Source organism: Biostraticola tofi (genome assembly GCF_004343195.1).
Lineage (GTDB): Bacteria > Pseudomonadota > Gammaproteobacteria > Enterobacterales > Enterobacteriaceae > Biostraticola > Biostraticola tofi.
In genome coordinates this window covers 443,480-463,847 of sequence record NZ_SMCR01000002.1, presented here as the reverse complement: position 1 = coordinate 463,847, position 20,368 = coordinate 443,480, and the positions used below count along the sequence as shown (strand labels likewise).

The window sequence follows — 20,368 nt, the reverse complement described above, 5'->3', positions numbered from 1 at the left end:
CTGTATTTCTTGCGTTTCATCACAAACACTCCTTTGCGTCCAGTATGACGCGTTTCTCAAGTGTCCGTCTTAGCGGGGGAGAACCCGGTGGTCGTATCACCGTTGAGACGAAATCTGCTTGGCGCTACGCCGATGATCCGCTTGAATGCGCGGCTAAAAGATGCTTCGGAATCGTATCCAAGCTGGTAGGCCACCTCCGTTATACGCATGCCATCACGCGAAATCCACGCCCGGGCTTGGTGCATACGCACTTCAGCTATATAGCGGGCAGGGGTCTTTCCCACTATCGCCGTGAATTTGTCAGCAAAACTGGAACGTGATGCTCCCATAACCTGGGCCAATTTCACGACATTCCAATCAAGCCCTGGATCCGAATGGATCGCCGCGAGCACCTTTCCGATCTGTGGGTCGCGAACAGCAGCGATCCATCCACCGCTATCGTGGCTACTTCTCTCTATCCATGATCGGATTATTTGTGCCGCCATGACATCAGCAAGTCGCGCAAGCATCCCGCTAGCGCCGACACGACTTAATGTGCATTCTGACATCATGGCATCCATAAGATGTGGGATAACTGGCTCGTTGGTCATCAAATCTGTCGCCCTCATCGCTTGCGGCATCATATCCATGAGTGGGTGGAGGCTATCAAGATTGAAGCGCATGCTGCCGCAGAAGAGCGTGGAAATTTCAGCAGGTCCAGACTCGGGAGCCGAGGCTCCATATATTTTCGCCGGATATGAGATGGGTTTGCGCTGGCGAAATGGAATTGGCGTGAGTTCAGGTGAACTAGCAAGTATGTGAGCCGAACCTCGGGGCAGCAGCACAGCATCACCAGCCGCAAGTTCGCTCCATTCTTCTTCTGTGGAAAACCAACACGTCTTGCCTGCGACAAAGTGGAAGTAGGCATTTTCCTGGGGCGGGTAGTAAAAGCTCCAGTCTCCTGCCAACAGGGATCGCTCGTAAGCGACCCCGTCTAAGCGGAGGCCACATAGGATCTGCGTCAAAGAGTCAATAGTGTCGGCAGGAGAGCGAATGGACGAATAGTCATGCATAGTGGCGTTTTAGCATGTAAACGCCAGTAGCGCAAGGTTAGTATATGGAGATAGATATCTTTTAATCTGTCTGGAGTGTTTTCATGCCACTTACAACCGAACTGGACACACGTACCATGCCCAGAGAGCGTGCTGCATGGCCCGCAGTTTATTCATTGGCGCTGGGCGCTTTTGTACTCGTGACAGCAGAGCTGCTTCCTATCGGCTTGCTGACACCAATGGCAAATGACCTAGAGGTATCGAATGGCGCTATCGGGCAGACCATTACCGCTGTTGGTATCGCCGCCGCTTTGGCGGGCCCACTGCTTATCCTTGCCGCCGGGCGCGTCAACCGCCGGCTAATACTGTGGACTTTGATGGGGGCCTTGGTAGTTTCCAGCATTCTGACAGGTCTATCGACCGACATGGTCATACTTCTTTCTGCTCGCGCACTGTTGGGCTTTGCGATTGGCGGATTTTGGGCAATGTTAACCATGCTGGCGATACGGCTTGTCCCATCTCAGCTCGTACCAAGGGCAATGGCCATAATCCTCATGGGAATATCGGCAGGAATTACCGTGGCGCCGTCTATAGGCGCATTTCTCGGATCATTATTGGGCTGGCGGGAAACATTCTTTCTGTCCGCCGCGCTTGGTCTTGTGACGCTTGTCATTCAGTTTTTTACGCTTCCGTCACTGCCCGCCACGTCCACCTCGGCAATTGAAAAGTTCGCAAAGGTTATTGCGCGCCCCAGCGTTCTTCTAGGAATTGCTACCGTACTGATAGGCATGTCCGGACACATAGCCGCTTTTACGTTCATTCGTCCATTCCTGGAAATCTCACCAGTTCTTCAGGTGTCGACAATATCGTTGGCACTGCTTGTTTTTGGCATTGGTGGGCTGATCGGGAATATGGTTAGCAGCAAAATTGCCGAGCACAGTCCGGCGATTGCAATCGCGAGCTCATCGGCACTAGTTGCACTAAGCATTCTGGTTCTAGCCATTGCAGGAACCCATCCGACTCTAGCCTTGATTGCCACAGCCATTTGGGGTTGCGCCTATGGTGGTTTTCCCGTTGCAACGACCATCTGGAATGCGCGCGCAGCTGCCGAAGCTGACCTTGCGGAGCCTGCCGGCGCACTTCACTCCACCGCCTTCCAAGTCGCCATAGCCTGCGGAGGCATCCTGGGAGGCCTGCTGATTGACGGAGTAGGCCTGACAGGCCTCTTTATCTATTCCTCAATAACCATGGCAATTGGAGCAGTGATCATGTTTTCGTTGGGGCGCTCCTTTGAGCGCAGGGAAGTCGCTGCAAGCGAATGACGCGCGCGGGAAAACTGTTTCTGGAACACAGGCCACGTGTGTTCACCGCCTTGCAGCAGGCTCAAGAGGAGAAGAGATCGCCGCCGAAGCTAGCTGATGATGCCGATTTTCGCTGGTGGTCATCCCTCGAACGCGCGGCCCAAGGTTGCGCGTTCTTCGTTCTGGAGAGCTGCGGCCCGAAATAGAGCTAAACCCGTGCCCCATATAGACTTCCGGCCATAAGGCTGTTTTCATAAAACGCATGACACCAAAACTTTTTTGTGTCCGCAAACTGCCTCTCACCCTTTTGACCGATCGCCTGGATTACCGAGGACCGCCTGAGTCAGGGGCAGCGCCAGGCGCAGCAGCACATATCCCAGCACTGCGGCAATCAGCGAGCCACCGAGTATCCCCATTTTGGCAAGAATGATCATTTCAGGATCGGCGCGACCAAACGCCAGGGTAGCGATAAAGATCGACATGGTAAAGCCGATACCGCACAGCACTGCCGCCGCCGCTATCTGGCGGAAATTAACCCCGGTAGGCAAACCGGCTAAACCGAGCTTGATTGCTCCCCAGGTGAATAAAAGAATGCCAATCGGTTTACCCAGCACCAGCCCGGCGGCAATGCCCACCGGCAGCACAGAGACCAGATGGGACGGCGTCACCCCGAGCAGCGATATGCCGGCATTGGCGAAGGCGAACAGCGGCAGCACCGCATAGCTGACCCAGGGCTGCAGTCGATGCTCAAGCGCACGTCCTGGAGAATGATCGGTACCTGGCAATGATAACGGGATCAGTGCCCCAACCACTACGCCGGCCAGGGTGGCATGTATGCCCGACATCAGCACACAAACCCACAGCACCAGCCCGACCAGCAGATAGAGGCCTACCGGACGGACATTGCTGCGGTTCATCACCAGCAGTACGCCGATAGCCACCGCCGCGCCGGCCAGCGCCATCAGGTTGAGGTCATGGCTATAGAACAGCGCAATGATCACAATAGCGCCCAGATCGTCGATGATCGCCAGCGCCAGCAGAAACACCTTGAGGCTGGTAGGCACCCGCTTACCCAGCAACGCCAGTACGCCCAGCGCAAAGGCGATATCGGTCGCAGCGGGAATCGCCCAGCCATCATGGTTGGCCGGTTCGCTGTGATTAATCAGCATATAGATAAGTGCAGGTGCAACCATGCCGCCCAATGCCGCGATAGCCGGAAATGCGGCTTTGGTGCGGCTGGCCAATGCTCCTTTCAGCAGTTCATATTTGACTTCCAGACCGACCATCAGAAAGAACACGGCCATCAGGGCGTCATTGATGACATACAGCAGAGAAAAATGAGACGGTGCCGAGGCCGCGGGATCCTGTGGAAAATGGATAATCGCGGCGTAAAGCGGCGCGGCGGGGGTATTGGCCATAATCAGCGCCACCAGCGCTGCCATGATCAGTAATACGCCGCTGGACGCCTCATGATCGAGGAATCGACGAAAAAATGACATCGGGAATACCGTCCTGGTTTTTGTAAATTTCCTGCATTGTGCGCGATGACGATCGACAGGTAAACAAAAAAGGGCGGTGGACGGAATGTATTAATTAACTTTACAAACCACACCACAAAAATAAAAAATCCCCGGTGGATAACACCGGGGATCTGCGGACGAATCAGCAATTACATAGTGGAATCAGCGTGTCAAATCGTCAAAGAATTTCTTCACGCCATCGAGGAAGCTCTTCGATCGGGGGCTATTCTGATCACCGCTCGGTCCACCAAAGCTTTCTTCCAGTTCTCGCAGCAGCTGTTTCTGCTTTTCATTAAGCTTGACCGGCGTTTCAACCACCACCCGGCAAAGCAGATCGCCCTGGCTGCCGCCGCGGACCGATTTGACGCCTTTGCCGCGCATGCGGAACAGCTTGCCGGTCTGGGTTTCAGCCGGTACTTTCAGCTTGACCCTGCCATCAAGCGTCGGCACTTCGATTTCTCCGCCCAGGGCTGCCATGGCAAAGTTAATCGGCACTTCACAATAGAGGTTGTTCTCTTCACGCTCAAAGATCGGATGCTTGCGCACCTGGACTTGAACATACAGATCGCCTGCCGACGCGCCCTGCTCGCCCGCTTCGCCTTCACCCGCCAGACGGATGCGATCGCCGGTATCCACCCCTGCAGGGATTTTGACCGACAGCGTCTTGGACTTCTCTACCCGGCCATGGCCGTGGCATTTGGTGCAGGGATCCTTGATGATCTTGCCTTTACCGTGGCAAGTCGGACAGGCCTGCTGAACGGCAAAGAAGCCCTGCCGCATTTGCACCTGGCCGGCACCATGGCAGGTAGGACAGGTGGCTGCTGATGTGCCTGGACGAGCACCGCTGCCGTGGCAGATATCACACTCTTCAAGTGTAGGAATACGGATTTCCCGCGTGACCCCGCGAACCGCTTCTTCCAGGGAGAGTTCCATATTGTAGCGCAGGTCGGAACCTCGGCTGGCGCGCTGACGGCGGCTACCGCCAAATATATCGCCGAACACGTCGCCAAAGATATCGCTGAAATCCGCACCGCCGGCACCGCCGCCGCCGCCTCCCTGTTCAAAGGCGGCATGGCCATATTGATCATAGGCCGCACGTTTTTGCGCGTCGGTCAGGATTTCATAAGCTTCTTTGATTTCTTTGAATTTGGCTTCGGCTTCTGCATTGCCTGGGTTGCGATCCGGGTGGAATTTCATCGCCAGGCGTTTATAGGCCTTTTTGATTTCGCGCTCTTCCGCTTCCCGGGAAACGCCCAAAATCTCGTAATAGTCTGCTTTCGCCATTGTTTTTTCCTACCCCTCAACATGCTTGCACGGGCGAAGGGTTTCCCCCGCGCCCGTGCCAGTAGCCAGCGGCGATAGTCATGACCGCCGCCGTGCCCGATCAAGGGCGATTATTTTTTATCTTTAACTTCTTCGAACTCGGCATCAACCACATCGTCATCTTTGCCGGCTTCGTTACCCGCGGCGCCTGCGTCGCCGGCCGCCTGCTGCTGAGCAGCTTCCATCAGCTTGCCGGAAACCTGAATCAGCGCCTGCATCTTAGCTTCGATTTCAGCTTTGTCTTCGCCTTTCAGCGCAGTATCCAGACCTTTCAGCGCTTCATCGATAGCGGTCTTGTCTTCTGCCGGCAGTGTGTCGCCAGCTTCTTCCAACTGCTTGCGGGTGCTGTGCAGCAGGTGATCCGCCTGGTTGCGGGTCTGTACCAGCTCTTCGAACTTGCGGTCAGATTCCGCATTGGCTTCTGCCTCGCGCACCATCTTCTGGATTTCTTCCTCGTTCAGACCGGAAGAAGCCTTGATAGTGATTTTCTGCTCGCGCCCGCTGTTTTTGTCTTTGGCGGATACGTGCAGAATACCGTCGGCATCAATATCAAAAGTGACTTCGATTTGCGGCGTACCGCGCATCGCGGGAGAAATACCGTCCAGGTTGAACTGTCCTAACGATTTATTATCGTTGGCGCGTTTACGTTCGCCCTGCAACACATGAATCGTTACGGCAGACTGGTTATCTTCCGCAGTGGAGAACACCTGGCTGTGCTTGGTCGGAATGGTGGTGTTCTTGCTGATAAGCGCAGTCATCACGCCGCCCATGGTTTCAATACCCAGCGACAGCGGGGTCACGTCCAGCAGCAATACATCTTTCACATCACCGGCCAGCACGCCGCCCTGTACCGCAGCGCCGATAGCCACTGCTTCATCGGGGTTGACGTCTTTACGCGGCTCTTTGCCAAAGAAGTCGGTGACCTTCTTCTGCACCAGCGGCATGCGGGTCTGCCCCCCGACCAGAATAACGTCTTTGATGTCGGATACGGAAAGGCCAGCGTCCTTCAGCGCGACTTTAAGCGGTTCCATGGTGCGGTTGACCAGGTCTTCTACCAGCGACTCAAGCTTGGCGCGGGTCACTTTCAGGTTCATATGCTTGGGACCGGTGGCATCTGCGGTGATATACGGCAGGTTCACGTCGGTCTGCTGAGCCGAAGACAGTTCGATCTTGGCTTTTTCCGCAGCTTCTTTCAGGCGCTGCATGGCCAGCGGATCGTTGCGCAGGTCAATACCCTGATCTTTCTTGAATTCATCAACCAGGTAGTTGATCAGACGACTGTCGAAGTCTTCACCACCCAAATGCGTGTCACCGTTGGTCGCCAGCACTTCAAAGGTTTTTTCGCCGTCAACATCATCGATTTCGATGATGGAGATATCGAATGTACCGCCGCCCAGGTCATAGACAGCGATAGTGCGGTTGCCGACTTCTTTGTCGAGGCCATAGGCCAGCGCAGCCGCTGTCGGTTCGTTGATGATACGCTTGACTTCAAGACCGGCGATACGACCGGCATCTTTAGTCGCCTGGCGCTGCGTGTCGTTGAAGTAAGCCGGAACGGTAATAACCGCTTCGGTAACCGGCTCGCCCAGGTAATCTTCGGCGGTCTTCTTCATCTTTTTCAGGATTTCAGCGGAAATCTGCGGCGGCGCCATTTTCTGGCCTTTGATATCCAGCCAGGCATCGCCATTGTCGGCACCGACGATTTTATAGGGCATGATGCTGACATCACGCTGCACTTCTTCATCCTGAAAACGGCGGCCAATCAAACGCTTGATGGCGAACAGGGTGTTTTGCGGGTTAGTGACGGACTGACGTTTAGCCGGCTGGCCAACCAGAATCTCGCCATCCTGCGTGTAAGCAATAATTGAAGGAGTGGTACGATCACCTTCACTGTTTTCAAGCACGCGCGGTTTGGTGCCTTCAATGATTGCGATACAAGAGTTGGTCGTACCCAAGTCGATACCAATGATTTTACCCATCTAAACATCTCCACTAAAAGGTCATTTTTCGTTGTGGTCGTATACCTGATATGCGTCCGGTAAGCTTGTTTTCAAGTCTCCCGGCGCTCGATTGTCTGCAGGTTAAACAACGTTGGTTGCAAATAAGATGGGGTCGCCAAGCTCTGCATCAAGGGGCGGCGTAAAAAAAAATCCACATTACTGATGCCGTTAAATCCCCCACTTCCTGATTAATATGGATATTAATTTGTAGCTCATTGATTTTAAATCTTTTTATTCGGCGGTCCGAACGCGGATGATCGGTTGGGGCGGTTGTTTTTTTTATTAAAAAAATTCCCGCCGGTCTGCGGTCTGCATTCCGGCGAGACCGGGAATCAACCGCCTGTCTATCGGCTGGCGGGTTTTCAGCCTGGAAGCTCACCCGCTTTGACCTGGGCCTCTAGAGCAGCACGTTGGCGCAGCGATGAAGGCAGGCACAGGCCAAGCACCATGCCCATCAGCGCCAGCCCAAGCACATACCAGGCCGGCGCCATTGGCGTGACCTTCATGATCATGGTGACCATTACCGGCGTCAGGCCACCAAAAATGGCATAAGCCACATTGTAGGAAAACGAGATACCGCTGAAGCGTACCGCCGCCGGGAATGCATGGACCATGACGTATGGCACGCCGCCAACCACACCAACACTGAATCCCGCCAAGCCGTAGGCCAGGAATAACTGTGCGGTATTGGATGTATCGCAGTGGTAGAACAGCCAGCTGAAGAGCGCCAGCAGCCCACAGCCGACGATGAAGGTTTTCCCTGCGCCAAAGCGATCAATCAGCAGGCCAGTGATAATGCAGCCTACCGCCAGGGCAATGGTCGCCAGGCTGTTGGCCTGCAGCGACACCGCCGGCGTTACCCCAGCCTGCTGCTGCAGCCATAGCGGGGCCATCAGGATCACCACCACAATCCCGGCCGACAGCAGCCAGGTGAGCAACATGGAAACCATGACCGCCATTTTATGATTGACGACCACTGACTTGAGCGGCAGTTCCTGCGCCAGGGTTTTACGGGCCTGCATCTCGATAAAGATCGGTGTTTCACTGAGCCAGCGCCGCAGGTACATTGCTCCGAGGCCAAATATGCCGCCCAGCAGGAACGGAATACGCCAGCCGCCATCGGCAATGGCCTGCTGACTGAGAAAGGTGTTAAGCAGCGTAGCGATAAACGACCCGAGAAGGATGCCGACCGTCAGTCCGGCGGTCAGCGTGCCGCAAGCGAAACCGATTCGTCTGGCGGGCACGTGTTCTGAAACAAATACCCATGCGCCCGGCACTTCGCCGCCGATGGCCGCGCCCTGCAGTATGCGCAGCAGCAACAGCAGCACCGGGGCCGTAATGCCAATGCTGGCGTAGGTCGGCAGTAGCCCCATGGCAAGGGTCGGCACCGCCATCAGCAGGATAGACAGGCTGAACATCTTCTTGCGTCCAACCTTGTCGCCAAAATGTGCCAGGATGATGCCGCCCAGCGGCCTGGCCAGATAGCCGGCGGCAAAAATGCCGAAAGTCTGCATCTGGCGAAGCCATTCAGGCATATCCGCCGGGAAAAATAATTTGCCCATCACGCCGGCAAAAAAAACAAAAATGATAAAATCGTAGAATTCCAGTGCACCGCCCAATGCCGCAAGCGAAAGCGTTTTGTAATCCTGCCGGTTTAACCGGCGATGTTTTTCGCCTTTCATAGTGGTTCGCGCTTAGCCAGATGAAGAGGGAAAAAATATATCATAGCTTGTAAATTTTTCCTTACTGAGACGGAAATATATTTGCACGGAAGGAAAGGATATTTTACTGGCGGCGGGCGCTTTTCGGCCTGAAGGCGCTTATCACCTCGGGGTGAGTTTCAATGTAAGGTCCCTCAAGCAATTGAATGCAATAAGGGACGCTGGCAAAAAGCCCAGCTGCCACCACCGCGCCGCTGCTGTCCTTCACTCCCTCCAGTGTTTCCTTGATCGATTTCGGCTGGCCGGGCAAGTTGATAATAAGCGCCTGTTTGCGAATGACGGCCGTCTGACGCGACAGGATGGCGGTGGGCACGAAGTGCAGGCTAATCTGTCGCATCTGCTCCCCAAAGCCCGGCATTTCACGGTCCGCGATGGCGAGGGTCGCATCCGGGGTGACATCCCGCCGTGCCGGTCCGGTGCCGCCGGTAGTCAATATCAAATGGCAGTCCAACTGATCTACCAGTTCACAAAGCACCTGCTCAATCAGCGGCTGCTCATCCGGCACCAGGCGGCTTTCAACTACGTAAGGCGTGGCTAAAGCGCTGCTGAGCCAGTCTTCAAGCGCTGGGATCCCTTGGTCAGGATAAACCCCTTGCGTGGCGCGATCCGATACCGACACCAGGCCTATGCGGCAGGTATTCATATTTAATTACTCGTCAGAAACAGGGCGGCATCAAGCGTTAATAGCTTATTAACCGCCCTGGGCAAGCCAAGGGCAAGAGCAGCCGGCCCGATGACCGGCCACCTCTGTCACGCGTTTTACAGCAGTTCGCTTATCATCGCTTCCAGCTTTTCCTGGTCTACGGCGAATTTTCGAATGCCGTCGGCCAGTTTATCGACCGCCATAGGATCCAGATTATGCTGCCAGTAAAATTCCGCTTCGGTCATTGTTTCCGGACGGGACTTCACCTGGCCTGTAAAAGATAGTTTACGTTCAACATTGCCCTGGGTTTCGGCCAGTTCTTTAAGCAGCGCAGGGGCGATGGTCAGGCGATCGCAGCCGGCCAGCGCCAGGATTTCACCGCTGTTGCGGAAACTGGCGCCCATGACCACGGTTTCATAGCCATGCTGTTTGTAATAGTGATAGATTTCGGTCACTGAAATCACGCCCGGATCTTCCTGAGGCGCAAATTCCTGCTGTTTGCCGTTGGCTTTATGCCAATCCAGGATACGGCCGACAAAAGGAGATATCAGATAGGCGCCTGCTTCGGCGCAGGCGCGAGCCTGGGCGAAAGAAAACAGCAGCGTCAGATTACAGTTGATACCGGCTTTTTCCAGTTGCTCGGCAGCGCGGATGCCTTGCCAGGTGGACGCCAGCTTGATAAGGATCCGGTCATTGCTGATGCCGGCATCGTTATACAGTTTGATAAGGCTCTTGGCCTTGGCGACGCTGGCTTCGGTATCGTAGGAGAGACGCGCATCGACTTCAGTAGATACCCGGCCCGGCACCAGTTTGAGGATCTCCAGACCGATGGTGACCGCCAGCTTATCGGCGGCATATTTTATCTGCTCGTCCTTGTCGCTGCTTTGGGAACGGGCCCAGCTGACCGCATCTTCAATATACTGGCGGTACTCAGGCAATTGAGCGGCATTGAGAATAAGCGAGGGATTGGTCGTGGCGTCCTGGGGCTGGTAGAGTTTAATGGCTGTGATATCACCGGTGTCGGCAACCACAGTGGTCATGTTACGCAGGGTACTCAGTTGATTACTCATATGGGCATTTTCTCATTGTTAATGATGTGTAATGCCGACGGCATTACAGCGCCTGTTTCGATAATACCACGGGGTATCGCCGCTGCAAGGGAACGGCAACTGTTCCTGACTGTTAATGCCATAGATAATCTCTTCGCCTAATTCGGAGCCATCGCAGCTACAATAGGCATAACAAACGGAGCCGGATGCAATGACAGGGACGAGGGAACCATGGCTGACCTGCTGGATTTTATAAATAACCTGATGTGGGATTCAGTGCTGGTTTATCTGTTGCTCGGCACCGGTATCTGGTTCACTGCCCGTTCCGGGTTTATCCAGTTCAGACATTTTACCCATCTGTTTACCATTCTCCACGGCGCGGCAGCGGAAGACCGGTCAGGTATATCGCCCTTCCAGGCATTATGCATTTCTCTGGCTGCACGCATCGGCTGCGGCAACCTGATGGGTGTCGCCCTGGCACTGACGCTGGGCGGCCCGGGCGCGATTGTATGGATGTGGCTGGCGGCCATGGCCGGCATGGCTACGGCATTTGCGGAAAGCACCCTGGCCCAGTTGTACAAGGTACGCGATGCCGATGGCAACTACCGTGGCGGGCCTGCCTGGTATATGGCCCATGGCCTGGGGCTACGCTGGATGGGGGTGATATTCACCCTGTTTATGCTGTGCGGCTACGGCGGTGTCTTCAGCTCGCTGCAGGCCAACGCCATTGCTCAGTCAATGGAATCTCTGATGGGTATCAGTCGGCCGGTCACGGGCCTGGCATTGCTGGCCCTGAGTGCGCTGCTGTTTATTTCCGGCATGCGTTTTATCTCGCGGTTATGCCAATGGCTGGTACCGGCAATGGCGATGCTGTATGTGCTGCTGGCCCTTTGGGTGATGGCCGCTCATGCAGAACGGCTGCCTGACGTCGCGGTTCTGGTGTTGACCAGCGCTTTCGGCTTTGAGCCGGCCGCCTCCGGAATCGCCGGCTTTGCCGTTGCCCAGGCGGTTTTTCAGGGCATTCAGCGCGGTTTGTTTTCCAATGGTGCCGGCATGGGTTCGATATCCAATATCAGCGCCGCCGCCAGGGCATGGCCTCCCCACCCTGCATCGCACGGCTATATCCAGATGCTGTCGGTATTTATCGATACGCTGGTTATCTGCGGCGCGACTGCCGCTATTATTCTGACCTCCGGCAGCCTGGACCGGGCCGGTGCCGATATGCAAGGCTTCAGGCTTATCCAGCAGTCCCTATTATCAGTCAGCGGCCACTGGAGCGTGCTGTTCGTTACCCTGGCGGTTTTTGTATTTTCATTTGCCTCGATAATCGGCAATTATGTCTGCGCCGAAAGCTGCCTGCATTTTTTCAGACTTCATCCCCGGCGGCTGGTGCCGATGCTTCGTTTGACCACGCTTGCGATGATCATGTACGGCTGCCTTGAGGAGATCCCGGTGCTGTGGCAACTGGCCAACCTGACGATGGGGTTGATGAGCCTGACCAACCTGATTGCATTATTGCTGCTGTCGCACACGGTATTGATGCTGGCTCGCGACTATAACAGCCAGCGCGGCGTCGGCAAGCTGCCGACCTTTTACCGGGCTAATTTTCCCGGTATCGCCGCACAGCTTTCTCCCGGAATGTGGGAAAAACCGGTAATCACCAAATAATCCTACCCCGCAGATACGGCTTGCTGTATCCGGGTGAATTACTGACAGGACATGAATACTATGTTGATGGTTGTCTCCCCGGCTAAAACGCTGGATTACCAAACTCCGCTGGCCACCCGCCGCTATACCCAGCCGGAGCTGCTGGCGCAGTCTGAAAAACTGATTGACCTCTGCCGCAAAATGACGCCGGCGCACTTATCTCGCCTGATGGGCATCAGCGATAAGCTGGCGGACCTCAACGCAGCCCGATTTCAGTCATGGCAAGCTGATTTCACACCGGACAATGCCCGCCAGGCCATTCTGGCCTTCAAGGGCGATGTTTACACCGGCATGGCGGCCGAAAGCTTCAGCGAGCAGGATTTTGATTTTGCCCAGACCCATCTGCGCATGCTTTCCGGGCTCTACGGCATCCTGCGCCCGCTGGACCTCATGCAGCCTTACCGTCTGGAAATGGGTATACGCCTGGCCAATCCCGCTGGCCCGGACTTATATCATTTCTGGGGAGAACGGTTGACAGAAATGCTTAACCAGGCACTGGCGGTCCAGGGCGACGATATTTTGCTGAACCTGGCCTCGCAGGAGTATTTCAAGGCGGTGAAGACCCGTCGACTGTCCGGTCGGATTATTACCCCGGTGTTCCTGGATGAAAAAAACGGCAAATATAAAATCATCAGCTTTAATGCGAAAAAAGCGCGCGGCATGATGAGTCGGTTTGTGATTAAACAGCGCCTGACCCGGCCAGAGCAATTGCGGGATTTTACCGAGGGTGGCTATCGGTTCCATGGCGAAGAGTCCAGCGACAGCGAATGGATATTCAAGCGTGCCGAACAACGCTAGTCCCATGAAAGGCCCGCCCCAGTGGGCGGGCTCACAGAGTTACTGCGGCAGGTCTAGCAGCACTTGGCGCAGTTGGCTGAAATCGGCCGATAACTCCCTGGAGAGCAGCGGCAGCGAGGCACGGATAGCCAATGGTTGCGGCAACGGCAGCGTCTGGCCGAGGATCTGATCCACCGATTCTTTGAACTTGGCCGGATGGGCGGTGCCCAGGAACAGACCGTACTCGCCGGGCTGCAACTGGTCGCGCAGCAAACGATAGGCAATGGCGGCATGAGGTTCGGAAATATACCCCAGCCCGGCCAGTTCGCGCAGGGTCGAGCGGGTGGTTTCGTCATCTACCGCACCATAGGCCAGGCTGTCCAAACGCCAGTTCTTGCGGCGGAACAGTTCTTCCACCCGCGGCCAGTTATTCGGCTGGCTGACGTCCATGGCATTGGACAATGTGGCGACCGTCACGTTGGGCAGCCAATCGCCGGCCGCCAGAAAACGCGGCACGGTATCATTGGCATTGGTGGCGGCGATAAAACGCTTTATCGGCAGACCCAGTGATTTAGCCAGCAGGCCGGCGGTCAGGTCGCCGAAATTACCGCTCGGTACCGAGACCACCAGCTGATTGCGCTGCTGCTGAGACAGCTGTGCTACCGCTTCGAAATAATAACAAATCTGCGCCAGCAGTCGGCTGATATTGATGGAGTTGGCGGAATTAAGCCCCAGTTGCTTTTTCAGCGGCTCATCATCAAACGCCTGCTTCACCAGCGCCTGGCACGCGTCAAAATCGCCTTCAATCGCCACCGTGTGGATATTGCCTCCCAAGGTGCAGAACAGCTTTTCCTGCAGCGGGCTGATTTTGCCCTTGGGATAAAGGATGACCACCCGCACGTTTTCCAGGCCATAGAACGCATGAGCTACGGCTGCGCCGGTATCGCCGGACGTCGCGGTCAGGATAGTGACCGGCTGGCCTTTAGCCACCTCAGTCAGCATCTGGGCCATAAACCGTGCGCCGAAGTCCTTGAACGCCAGGGTCGGGCCATGGAACAGCTCCAGTGCCGCGATATCTTCGCTGACGCCGACCACCGGTGCCGGGAATTCGAAAGCGGCGTTGACACGTTTCTCAATGACCTCAAGCGGGATCTCATCGCCAATAAAAGCCGACAGAATCCGCGCACTGCGCGTCACCAGGTCCAGTTCAAGCAACTGGTCGATTTCAGTCAGGCTGAATTCAGGTAAGTCCAGCGGAAAAAACAGTCCCTGCTGACGTCCCAGCCCCTGCTTGATGGCCTGGGCAAAGCTGACCTGCTCGTTGTGATCCTTGATATTATAAAGTTTCATAAGTTATCCCATCACTCGCGCGCCGGTGGTATCCAGGCGGCAGATATGAACAAAACCTTCATCATTTTGCAGGTAATGCTGTGAAAGCCAGTCGGCAGTGCGCCTGGCGGTGTCTTCCTGATCGCAGACCGCGAACAGGGTGGGGCCGGAGCCGGAAATGCCGCAGGCCAGCGCACCGATATCGGCGACCGCTTGGCGGGCCTGGGCGAAGCCAGGCAACAAGCGGGTGCGGTAAGGCTCGGCAATCACATCTTGCATCAGAGCCGCGGCCAGCGCCGGCTGCTGGCTATGGCAGGCATGGATAAAACCGGCAAGGTAGCGACCGTGGCTGATACAATCCTGACGGCGATATTGAGCCGGTAGAATAGCCCTCGCCTCGGCGGTAGAGACCTTGATGCCCGGATAAGCCATGACCCATAACCAGTCGGCAAAACCCGGCACCTGCTGGCTGATGATATCCTGCTGTTCCAGAATCAGTTGCATACCCCCCAGAAAACAGGGCGCCACATTATCGTAATGCACGCCGCCGGAAATGCGGCCTTCCATTTCTCCCATCAACGCCAGCATCTGGTTTTCGGACAGCGGATGCTCGCAGAACGTATTCATCGCGACCAATGCCGCCACCACCGAGCACGCGCTTGACCCCAGGCCGGAGCCGATAGGCATGTTTTTCTCAAGCCGCATGGCCACCGGAATGGTTTTTCCGATGGTTTGGCAAAAGCGCTCCCAGCATTGAAAAACAATATTCTCCCGCTCTTCGGCGGGCAATTTATCAACGAAACGCCCTTCATTCGCCAAACTGAAGGTCGCCGCTGCTTCAACCGACACGCAGTCGCCCAGCAGCGTGCCGTCAACCGGCGTCACCGCCGCGCCCAGAACATCAAATCCTACGCTTACATTGCCTATTGAAGCCGGTGCATACACCTTAACCATTTTATACTCCCAACTTCCATGACAGTGTGCGCAATAAATCGGCGAATACCCCTGCGGCAGTAACATCGTTACCGGCGCCGTAACCACGTAGCACCAGCGGCAGCGGCTGATAGTAGCGAGTGTAGAATGCCAACGCGTTCTCACCGTCTTTCACTTTATATAATGGGTTGTTGCCGTCCACCGCCTCGATTTTCACCGCACAACGGCCGTTATCTATGCTTCCCACGTAACGCAGCACCTTGCCGGCATCCCTTGCCTGGGCAACGTGGGTGGAAAAAGCATCATCCAGCCTGGGCAGGTTGGCCAGGAAATCGTTCACATCGCCATTGGCGGTGAATTCCGCCGGCAGCACAGGCTGGACGTCGATATCGTCTAACTCCAACTGATAGCCCGCTTCCCGCGCCAGGATAAGCAGCTTGCGCGCGACATCCATTCCGCTGAGGTCGTCTCGCGGATCAGGCTCGGTATAGCCCAGGGCCTTGGCGGCCAGTGTCGCCTCGGACAGGGAAACCCCTTCATCCAGTTTACCGAAAATGAACGACAGCGACCCGGAAAGAATACCGGAAAAGCGAACCAGTTCATCACCGGCATTCAGTAAATTCTGCAGGTTTTCAATGACGGGCAAACCGGCGCCCACATTGGTGTCATACAGGAATTTGCGCCTGGAGGAGGCGGCGGCGGCCCGCATCTGCTGGTAATAATGCATTGAGCCAGTGTTGGCCTTTTTGTTCGGTGTCACCACATGGAAGCCGTCGGACAGAAAATCAGCATACTGACTGGCCACCGCTTCATTGCTGGTACAATCGACAATAACCGGATTCAGCAAGTGATATTCTTTGACCAGTCGAATCAGCCGGCCGAGATTAAAGGGCTCGCGGGCATCAGCCAGCTCTTGGCGCCAGCTATCAAGAGCAATGCCGTGAACATTGGTCAGCATGGCGCGCGAGTTGGCCACGCCGCAGACGCGAAGATCGATATGTTTATCTTTCAGCCACTGGCGCTGGCGATGGATTTGTTCAATCAGCGCCCCGCCGACACCACCGGAGCCGATAACAAATACTTCGATAACCTGACACGTGTTAAACAGCATCTGATGCGCCACCCGGACTCCGGTTGTGGTGCAGTCGTTATCCACTACCACCGATATGGATCGTTCGGAAGATCCCTGGGCAATAGCGACGATATTGATATTGGCGCGCGCCAGGGCGGCGAAGAGTTTGGCGGACAGGCCGCGATGGGTACGCATGCCATCGCCGACCACTGAAATGACCGCCAATTGGCTGATCACATCCAGCGGTTCCAGCAAGCCATCTTTGAGTTCAAGATAAAACTCTTCCTCCAGCGCCTTGCTCGCAGCGTTCAGCTCATGGAAATGCACGCAAAAACTGATGCTGTACTCGGAAGAGGACTGAGTTATCAGCACCACCGAACACCCCGCGCGCGACATGGCGGCAAACACCCTGGCTGCCATGCCGATCATCCCCTTCATCCCCGGGCCGGAGACATTGATCATCGCCATATTATTCAGATGGGTGATGCCTTTGACCGGATTATCATTGTCCAGGCTGGCTTGGCTTATCAGCGTGCCCGGCGCCTGGGGATTAGACGTGTTTTTTATCAGGCAAGGGATTTGGAACTGGGCAATCGGAGCGATGGTACGGGGATGCAGGACTTTGGCGCCGAAATAGGAAAGCTCCATCGCCTCCTGATAAGACATCGACTTCAGCAGTCGGGCATCAGGTACCTGCCGGGGATCGCAGGTATAGACGCCATCCACATCGGTCCAGATTTCACAGCAATCAGCCCGCAGGCAGGCGGCCAGCACGGCGGCAGAATAATCAGAACCGTTGCGCCCCAGGACCACCAGTTCGCCTCGGTCATTACCGGCGGTAAATCCGGCCATCAAGATAAGCTGGTCCTCTGCAATAGCGGCATCATTAATCCGTCGGGTCGATTCGGCGATATCGACGGCAGACTCGAGGTAATGTCCGTGGGCCAGCAGTTTTTCGACCGGATTGATAACCGCTACCTGGTAACCGCGCGCCTGCAACACCGCCTCCATGATGGCAATTGACAACTTTTCACCCAGGCAGATAATGGCCGCGTTTACGCTGTCCGGGCACTGTTTCAGCAGACTGATACCGTGCAACAGTTGTTTGAGCTGGGCAAACTCCTGCGCGATAAACAGCTGCAGTTCCTGATAGGCAAAGCCTGGTTGAGCGTCTTTAAGCCCCTGTAGTAATGAAGTAAAGATGATTTCAGCATCGTTCATTGTCGGCTGGATATCCATGCCGGTCAGGGTCTTGTCAATCATTGACACCAGATGGTTAGTAATTCTGGCGGGTGCGGAAAGCACGGTGGCTACCTGTCCCTGGCGAGCATTACTTTCAATTATGTCCGCAACGCGTAAGAAACGTTCCGCGTTGGCGACTGACGTGCCACCGAATTTCAGTACTCGCATTTCTGGTTTTCTCCTGGATTAGCGCTTAAAAAAAAGCCCGCACTGGTTAGGTGCGGGCTTTTTTCTGTTTATCCTTTACGCGTCAGCCCGCACCGTAACCAGTAGTTTCGGTGATGGTGATAATAATGGTGGTCAGGCTAAGTAGACGCATGTGTTCCGGTATGTTTTACATTTTTTGATGCCTATTGGATTAAAGCAATCTGACCATCAAGTCAATGAATTTCTGATTTCAGCCCGCCATCCCCGCCCAAGACAAGCAGTGTTTATCACCGGAAGACACTGCATCCACCATAAACATAGCAAGAATTAGGGAAAAATACAGATTTAAATGTCACTAACAAAACACTATGCAACATATTAAACTAGTGAGGGTTTTTTAGGTTTTATCGGACTGAAAAAGGGCCATACACCACAGGCCTTATCTGTTGAAACCGGCATGATCGAGTGGTTAAGCTTATTAAAAAGGAAATTGCGGTTCTTTTTTGCAGCATATAAAAGGCCGTCTACTGCAGCATTTAACCCGACAAAAGATAATGTCCAGCCAAATGCAGATGTGACAATAGTTAATCGCCGGCTCACAAAGTATTAACAGCCCATTTCCAGGCAGGGTTATAAGAAAATGTTATTTAAACCGTACTTTCAACCCGGTTTTCTGTGGCAAAGTCATATATATATCAACTGCCTTGCCCTAGGGCTAACATCCCTCGATAAACCCGATGCCCCAAGATGAGTTCAGCCATCTTCAGGCCGGTCGTCGCGATACCAAAGCCGGTTAATAAGCCTGTAAGCCGATAGTGGTGTTAATGTTTTTATCCAAATGCGCACCTTGTTCGTCTCAATTTTGATATATGTCAGCAAAATGAAATTTTATGGGGTGGCAAATCCGGTTGGCGCTGTTATATTGTTGTTAATAAGGGTAAGCTATGCGGCATTTGAGCCTGAGAAAAGCCGGCCCTGAATTAAGATTAATCATATCGGGATAGCCGCAGATTAATCTGAGCAGGCCACGTTTACGTACATTAGCCTCAAAGATTTGGGAAACCGACTTTATTCCTGAAGCAATGTTAGGGACGACAACGGCTGTGTACTTCCTCTTTCAATTTTTGTTGGTCATTTTAGGTAGCAAACATGCAGACCCCGCACATTCTTATCGTTGAAGACGAGTCCGTTACCCGCAACACCCTCAAAAGTATTTTTGAAGCTGAGGGCTACATGGTACATGAAGCCACTGATGGTGCTGAAATGCATCAGATCCTGTCGGAAAACGACATCAACCTGGTCATCATGGATATCAACCTGCCGGGTAAGAATGGACTGTTGCTGGCCCGTGAATTGCGGGAGCATGCGAGCGTAGCGCTGATGTTTTTGACCGGGCGTGATAATGAAGTAGACAAAATCCTTGGCCTGGAAATCGGCGCTGATGACTATATTACCAAACCCTTCAATCCCCGTGAGCTGACCATTCGGGCCCGTAATCTGCTGTCGCGTACCATGAACCTGGGAAGCGCGCCCGAAGAGCGCAAATTGGTTGAAAGCTACAAATTCAACGGCTGGGAGCTGGATATCAACAGCCGCTCGCTGATAAGCCCCACCGGCGAACAGTACAAGCTGCCGCGCAGCGAATTCCGCGCCATGCTGCACTTTTGCGAAAACCCCGGCAAAATCCAGTCCCGTGCCGAGCTGCTGAAGAAAATGACCGGCCGCGAGCTTAAAGCCCATGACCGCACCGTTGATGTGACGATTCGTCGTATCCGTAAACATTTCGAATCTACACCTGATACGCCGGAAATCATCGCCACCATTCATGGCGAGGGTTATCGTTTTTGTGGTGATCTTGAAGGCTGAAGGGCCCTTGTATCGCCCGGTTGCCGTTTAACCGGCGAGATCGCAGCTTGACTAGCGAAAGTGAAACGGGGGCCAGCTGGGCCCCCGTTCTGTATGCGGGTTATCTGTTCCAAGGCATGATTGGCACGGCGCTCAGGGCATTTTTAGGTGATCCGTCAACCACGCGGTCTGAGTAGGAAAGATAAATCAGCGCGTTACGGTCAGCATCATAAAAACGCACGACCTGCAGCCGTTTGAACACCAGCGAGGTGCGCTTTTGAAACACCACGCTGCCGCTTTGTTTGCCATTTTTGATTTTATCGGTCAGCGTAATGGGTCCGACCTGCTGACAGGAAATCGCGGCATCGGCAGTATCTTCAGCTAGCCCCAATCCCCCCTTGATGCCACCGGTTTTAGCCCGACTGAGATAACAGGTCACGTTTTTCACATCGGGATCGTCAAAGGCTTCAACCACGATTTTATGGTCTGGTCCAAAAAACTTGAACACCGTGTCTACCGATCCTACTTGTTCAGCTTGTGCAATACCCGCCAGGGTGAGGCTCAGCAGCAGCGCAGCGAAGATTTTGTTTTTCATAGAGTTTATGGAATGTTTCCGGTTAATGATGCGACGTTTTATCAGGCTTATCCGCTTTATAGCATATCAGCAGACAGTGGCAATAATTACCTAATAAATCTTTGGCGAACTCTTTACCAAAAAATTGCTATGA

At 54.5% G+C, this 20,368-nt stretch carries 16 protein-coding genes and 1 other annotated feature; of the genes, 4 read left to right on the top strand and 12 right to left on the bottom strand.

The features are described 5' to 3' along the window. Positions 1-56: 56 nt before the first annotated feature. Positions 57-1,052, bottom strand: a complete 996-nt coding sequence (locus EDC52_RS06335) for an AraC family transcriptional regulator (RefSeq protein WP_131864474.1) — start codon at positions 1,050-1,052, stop codon at positions 57-59. A gap of 83 nt (positions 1,053-1,135) precedes the next feature. Between EDC52_RS06335 and EDC52_RS06330 the strand changes: the two genes are divergently transcribed. Then, positions 1,136-2,353 (top strand): MFS transporter, encoded by a 1,218-nt coding sequence (locus EDC52_RS06330; protein WP_196237746.1) that lies wholly within the window; start codon positions 1,136-1,138, stop codon positions 2,351-2,353. 278 nt (positions 2,354-2,631) lie between these two features. Here EDC52_RS06330 and nhaA read toward each other — a convergent pair whose 3' ends face one another. The 6 genes from nhaA to tal all read right to left on the bottom strand — a co-directional run bounded on the left by nhaA (position 2,632) and on the right by tal (position 10,609). Beyond that, complete coding sequence (gene nhaA / locus EDC52_RS06325) at positions 2,632-3,831, bottom strand: Na+/H+ antiporter NhaA (RefSeq protein ID WP_131864473.1); 1,200 nt, start codon at positions 3,829-3,831, stop codon at positions 2,632-2,634. A 183-nt stretch (positions 3,832-4,014) separates the two neighbouring features. After that, positions 4,015-5,136: a molecular chaperone DnaJ gene (gene dnaJ, locus EDC52_RS06320; RefSeq protein ID WP_131864472.1), complete on the bottom strand. Its 1,122-nt coding sequence runs from the start codon at positions 5,134-5,136 to the stop codon at positions 4,015-4,017. Between the two features lie 110 nt (positions 5,137-5,246). Beyond that, positions 5,247-7,154: a molecular chaperone DnaK gene (dnaK, locus tag EDC52_RS06315; protein ID WP_131864471.1), complete on the bottom strand. Its 1,908-nt coding sequence runs from the start codon at positions 7,152-7,154 to the stop codon at positions 5,247-5,249. 383 nt (positions 7,155-7,537) lie between these two features. Beyond that, entirely contained in the window at positions 7,538-8,857 is a 1,320-nt protein-coding gene (locus EDC52_RS06310) for an MFS transporter (protein ID WP_131864470.1), read from the bottom strand. Positions 8,858-8,960: 103 nt separating this feature from the next. Then, on the bottom strand, positions 8,961-9,539 hold the full coding sequence (mog, locus tag EDC52_RS06305; protein ID WP_131864469.1) for a molybdopterin adenylyltransferase: 579 nt from the start codon (positions 9,537-9,539) through the stop codon (positions 8,961-8,963). Between the two features lie 116 nt (positions 9,540-9,655). Further along, positions 9,656-10,609 carry a transaldolase gene (tal, locus tag EDC52_RS06300; protein WP_131864468.1) on the bottom strand — a complete coding sequence of 318 codons (954 nt, stop codon included), beginning with the start codon at positions 10,607-10,609 and terminating at the stop codon, positions 9,656-9,658. Between the two features lie 210 nt (positions 10,610-10,819). Here tal and EDC52_RS06295 point away from each other — a divergent pair, with 210 nt between their 5' ends. Then, positions 10,820-12,256: an alanine/glycine:cation symporter family protein gene (locus tag EDC52_RS06295; protein ID WP_131864467.1), complete on the top strand. Its 1,437-nt coding sequence runs from the start codon at positions 10,820-10,822 to the stop codon at positions 12,254-12,256. Positions 12,257-12,316: 60 nt separating this feature from the next. Beyond that, positions 12,317-13,093: a peroxide stress protein YaaA gene (gene yaaA, locus EDC52_RS06290; protein ID WP_131864466.1), complete on the top strand. Its 777-nt coding sequence runs from the start codon at positions 12,317-12,319 to the stop codon at positions 13,091-13,093. Positions 13,094-13,132: 39 nt separating this feature from the next. Here yaaA and thrC read toward each other — a convergent pair whose 3' ends face one another. The 4 genes from thrC to thrL form a co-directional block, all read right to left on the bottom strand. Further along, positions 13,133-14,422 carry a threonine synthase gene (gene thrC / locus EDC52_RS06285; RefSeq protein WP_131864465.1) on the bottom strand — a complete coding sequence of 430 codons (1,290 nt, stop codon included), beginning with the start codon at positions 14,420-14,422 and terminating at the stop codon, positions 13,133-13,135. 3 nt (positions 14,423-14,425) lie between these two features. Beyond that, positions 14,426-15,355 carry a homoserine kinase gene (gene thrB / locus EDC52_RS06280; RefSeq protein ID WP_131864464.1) on the bottom strand — a complete coding sequence of 310 codons (930 nt, stop codon included), beginning with the start codon at positions 15,353-15,355 and terminating at the stop codon, positions 14,426-14,428. A 1-nt stretch (position 15,356) separates the two neighbouring features. After that, entirely contained in the window at positions 15,357-17,816 is a 2,460-nt protein-coding gene (gene thrA, locus EDC52_RS06275) for a bifunctional aspartate kinase/homoserine dehydrogenase I (RefSeq protein WP_131864463.1), read from the bottom strand. A 26-nt stretch (positions 17,817-17,842) separates the two neighbouring features. Continuing rightward, positions 17,843-17,960: a sequence feature (Thr leader region), on the bottom strand. After that, positions 17,899-17,967, bottom strand: coding sequence for a thr operon leader peptide (gene thrL, locus EDC52_RS20410; RefSeq protein ID WP_131864687.1), 69 nt, complete (start codon positions 17,965-17,967; stop codon positions 17,899-17,901). Its footprint overlaps the feature before it by 62 nt. A 977-nt stretch (positions 17,968-18,944) precedes the next feature. Here thrL and arcA point away from each other — a divergent pair. After that, entirely contained in the window at positions 18,945-19,661 is a 717-nt protein-coding gene (arcA, locus tag EDC52_RS06265; protein WP_131864462.1) for a two-component system response regulator ArcA, read from the top strand. A 100-nt stretch (positions 19,662-19,761) separates the two neighbouring features. Here the strand turns inward: arcA and creA are convergent, their stop codons facing one another. Further along, complete coding sequence (creA, locus tag EDC52_RS06260; RefSeq protein WP_131864461.1) at positions 19,762-20,235, bottom strand: protein CreA; 474 nt, start codon at positions 20,233-20,235, stop codon at positions 19,762-19,764. Positions 20,236-20,368 lie beyond the last annotated feature (133 nt).

What these genes read in the sequence shown, in the direction of transcription:
- EDC52_RS06335 (WP_131864474.1), bottom strand. Translation starts at nt 1,052, where the DNA reads ATGCATGACTATTCGTCCATTCGCTCTCCTGCCGACACTATTGACTCT.
- EDC52_RS06330 (WP_196237746.1), top strand. Translation starts at nt 1,136, where the DNA reads ATGCCACTTACAACCGAACTGGACACACGTACCATGCCCAGAGAGCGT.
- nhaA (WP_131864473.1), bottom strand. Translation starts at nt 3,831, where the DNA reads ATGTCATTTTTTCGTCGATTCCTCGATCATGAGGCGTCCAGCGGCGTA.
- dnaJ (WP_131864472.1), bottom strand. Translation starts at nt 5,136, where the DNA reads ATGGCGAAAGCAGACTATTACGAGATTTTGGGCGTTTCCCGGGAAGCG.
- dnaK (WP_131864471.1), bottom strand. Translation starts at nt 7,154, where the DNA reads ATGGGTAAAATCATTGGTATCGACTTGGGTACGACCAACTCTTGTATC.
- EDC52_RS06310 (WP_131864470.1), bottom strand. Translation starts at nt 8,857, where the DNA reads ATGAAAGGCGAAAAACATCGCCGGTTAAACCGGCAGGATTACAAAACG.
- mog (WP_131864469.1), bottom strand. Translation starts at nt 9,539, where the DNA reads ATGAATACCTGCCGCATAGGCCTGGTGTCGGTATCGGATCGCGCCACG.
- tal (WP_131864468.1), bottom strand. Translation starts at nt 10,609, where the DNA reads ATGAGTAATCAACTGAGTACCCTGCGTAACATGACCACTGTGGTTGCC.
- EDC52_RS06295 (WP_131864467.1), top strand. Translation starts at nt 10,820, where the DNA reads ATGGCTGACCTGCTGGATTTTATAAATAACCTGATGTGGGATTCAGTG.
- yaaA (WP_131864466.1), top strand. Translation starts at nt 12,317, where the DNA reads ATGTTGATGGTTGTCTCCCCGGCTAAAACGCTGGATTACCAAACTCCG.
- thrC (WP_131864465.1), bottom strand. Translation starts at nt 14,422, where the DNA reads ATGAAACTTTATAATATCAAGGATCACAACGAGCAGGTCAGCTTTGCC.
- thrB (WP_131864464.1), bottom strand. Translation starts at nt 15,355, where the DNA reads ATGGTTAAGGTGTATGCACCGGCTTCAATAGGCAATGTAAGCGTAGGA.
- thrA (WP_131864463.1), bottom strand. Translation starts at nt 17,816, where the DNA reads ATGCGAGTACTGAAATTCGGTGGCACGTCAGTCGCCAACGCGGAACGT.
- arcA (WP_131864462.1), top strand. Translation starts at nt 18,945, where the DNA reads ATGCAGACCCCGCACATTCTTATCGTTGAAGACGAGTCCGTTACCCGC.
- creA (WP_131864461.1), bottom strand. Translation starts at nt 20,235, where the DNA reads ATGAAAAACAAAATCTTCGCTGCGCTGCTGCTGAGCCTCACCCTGGCG.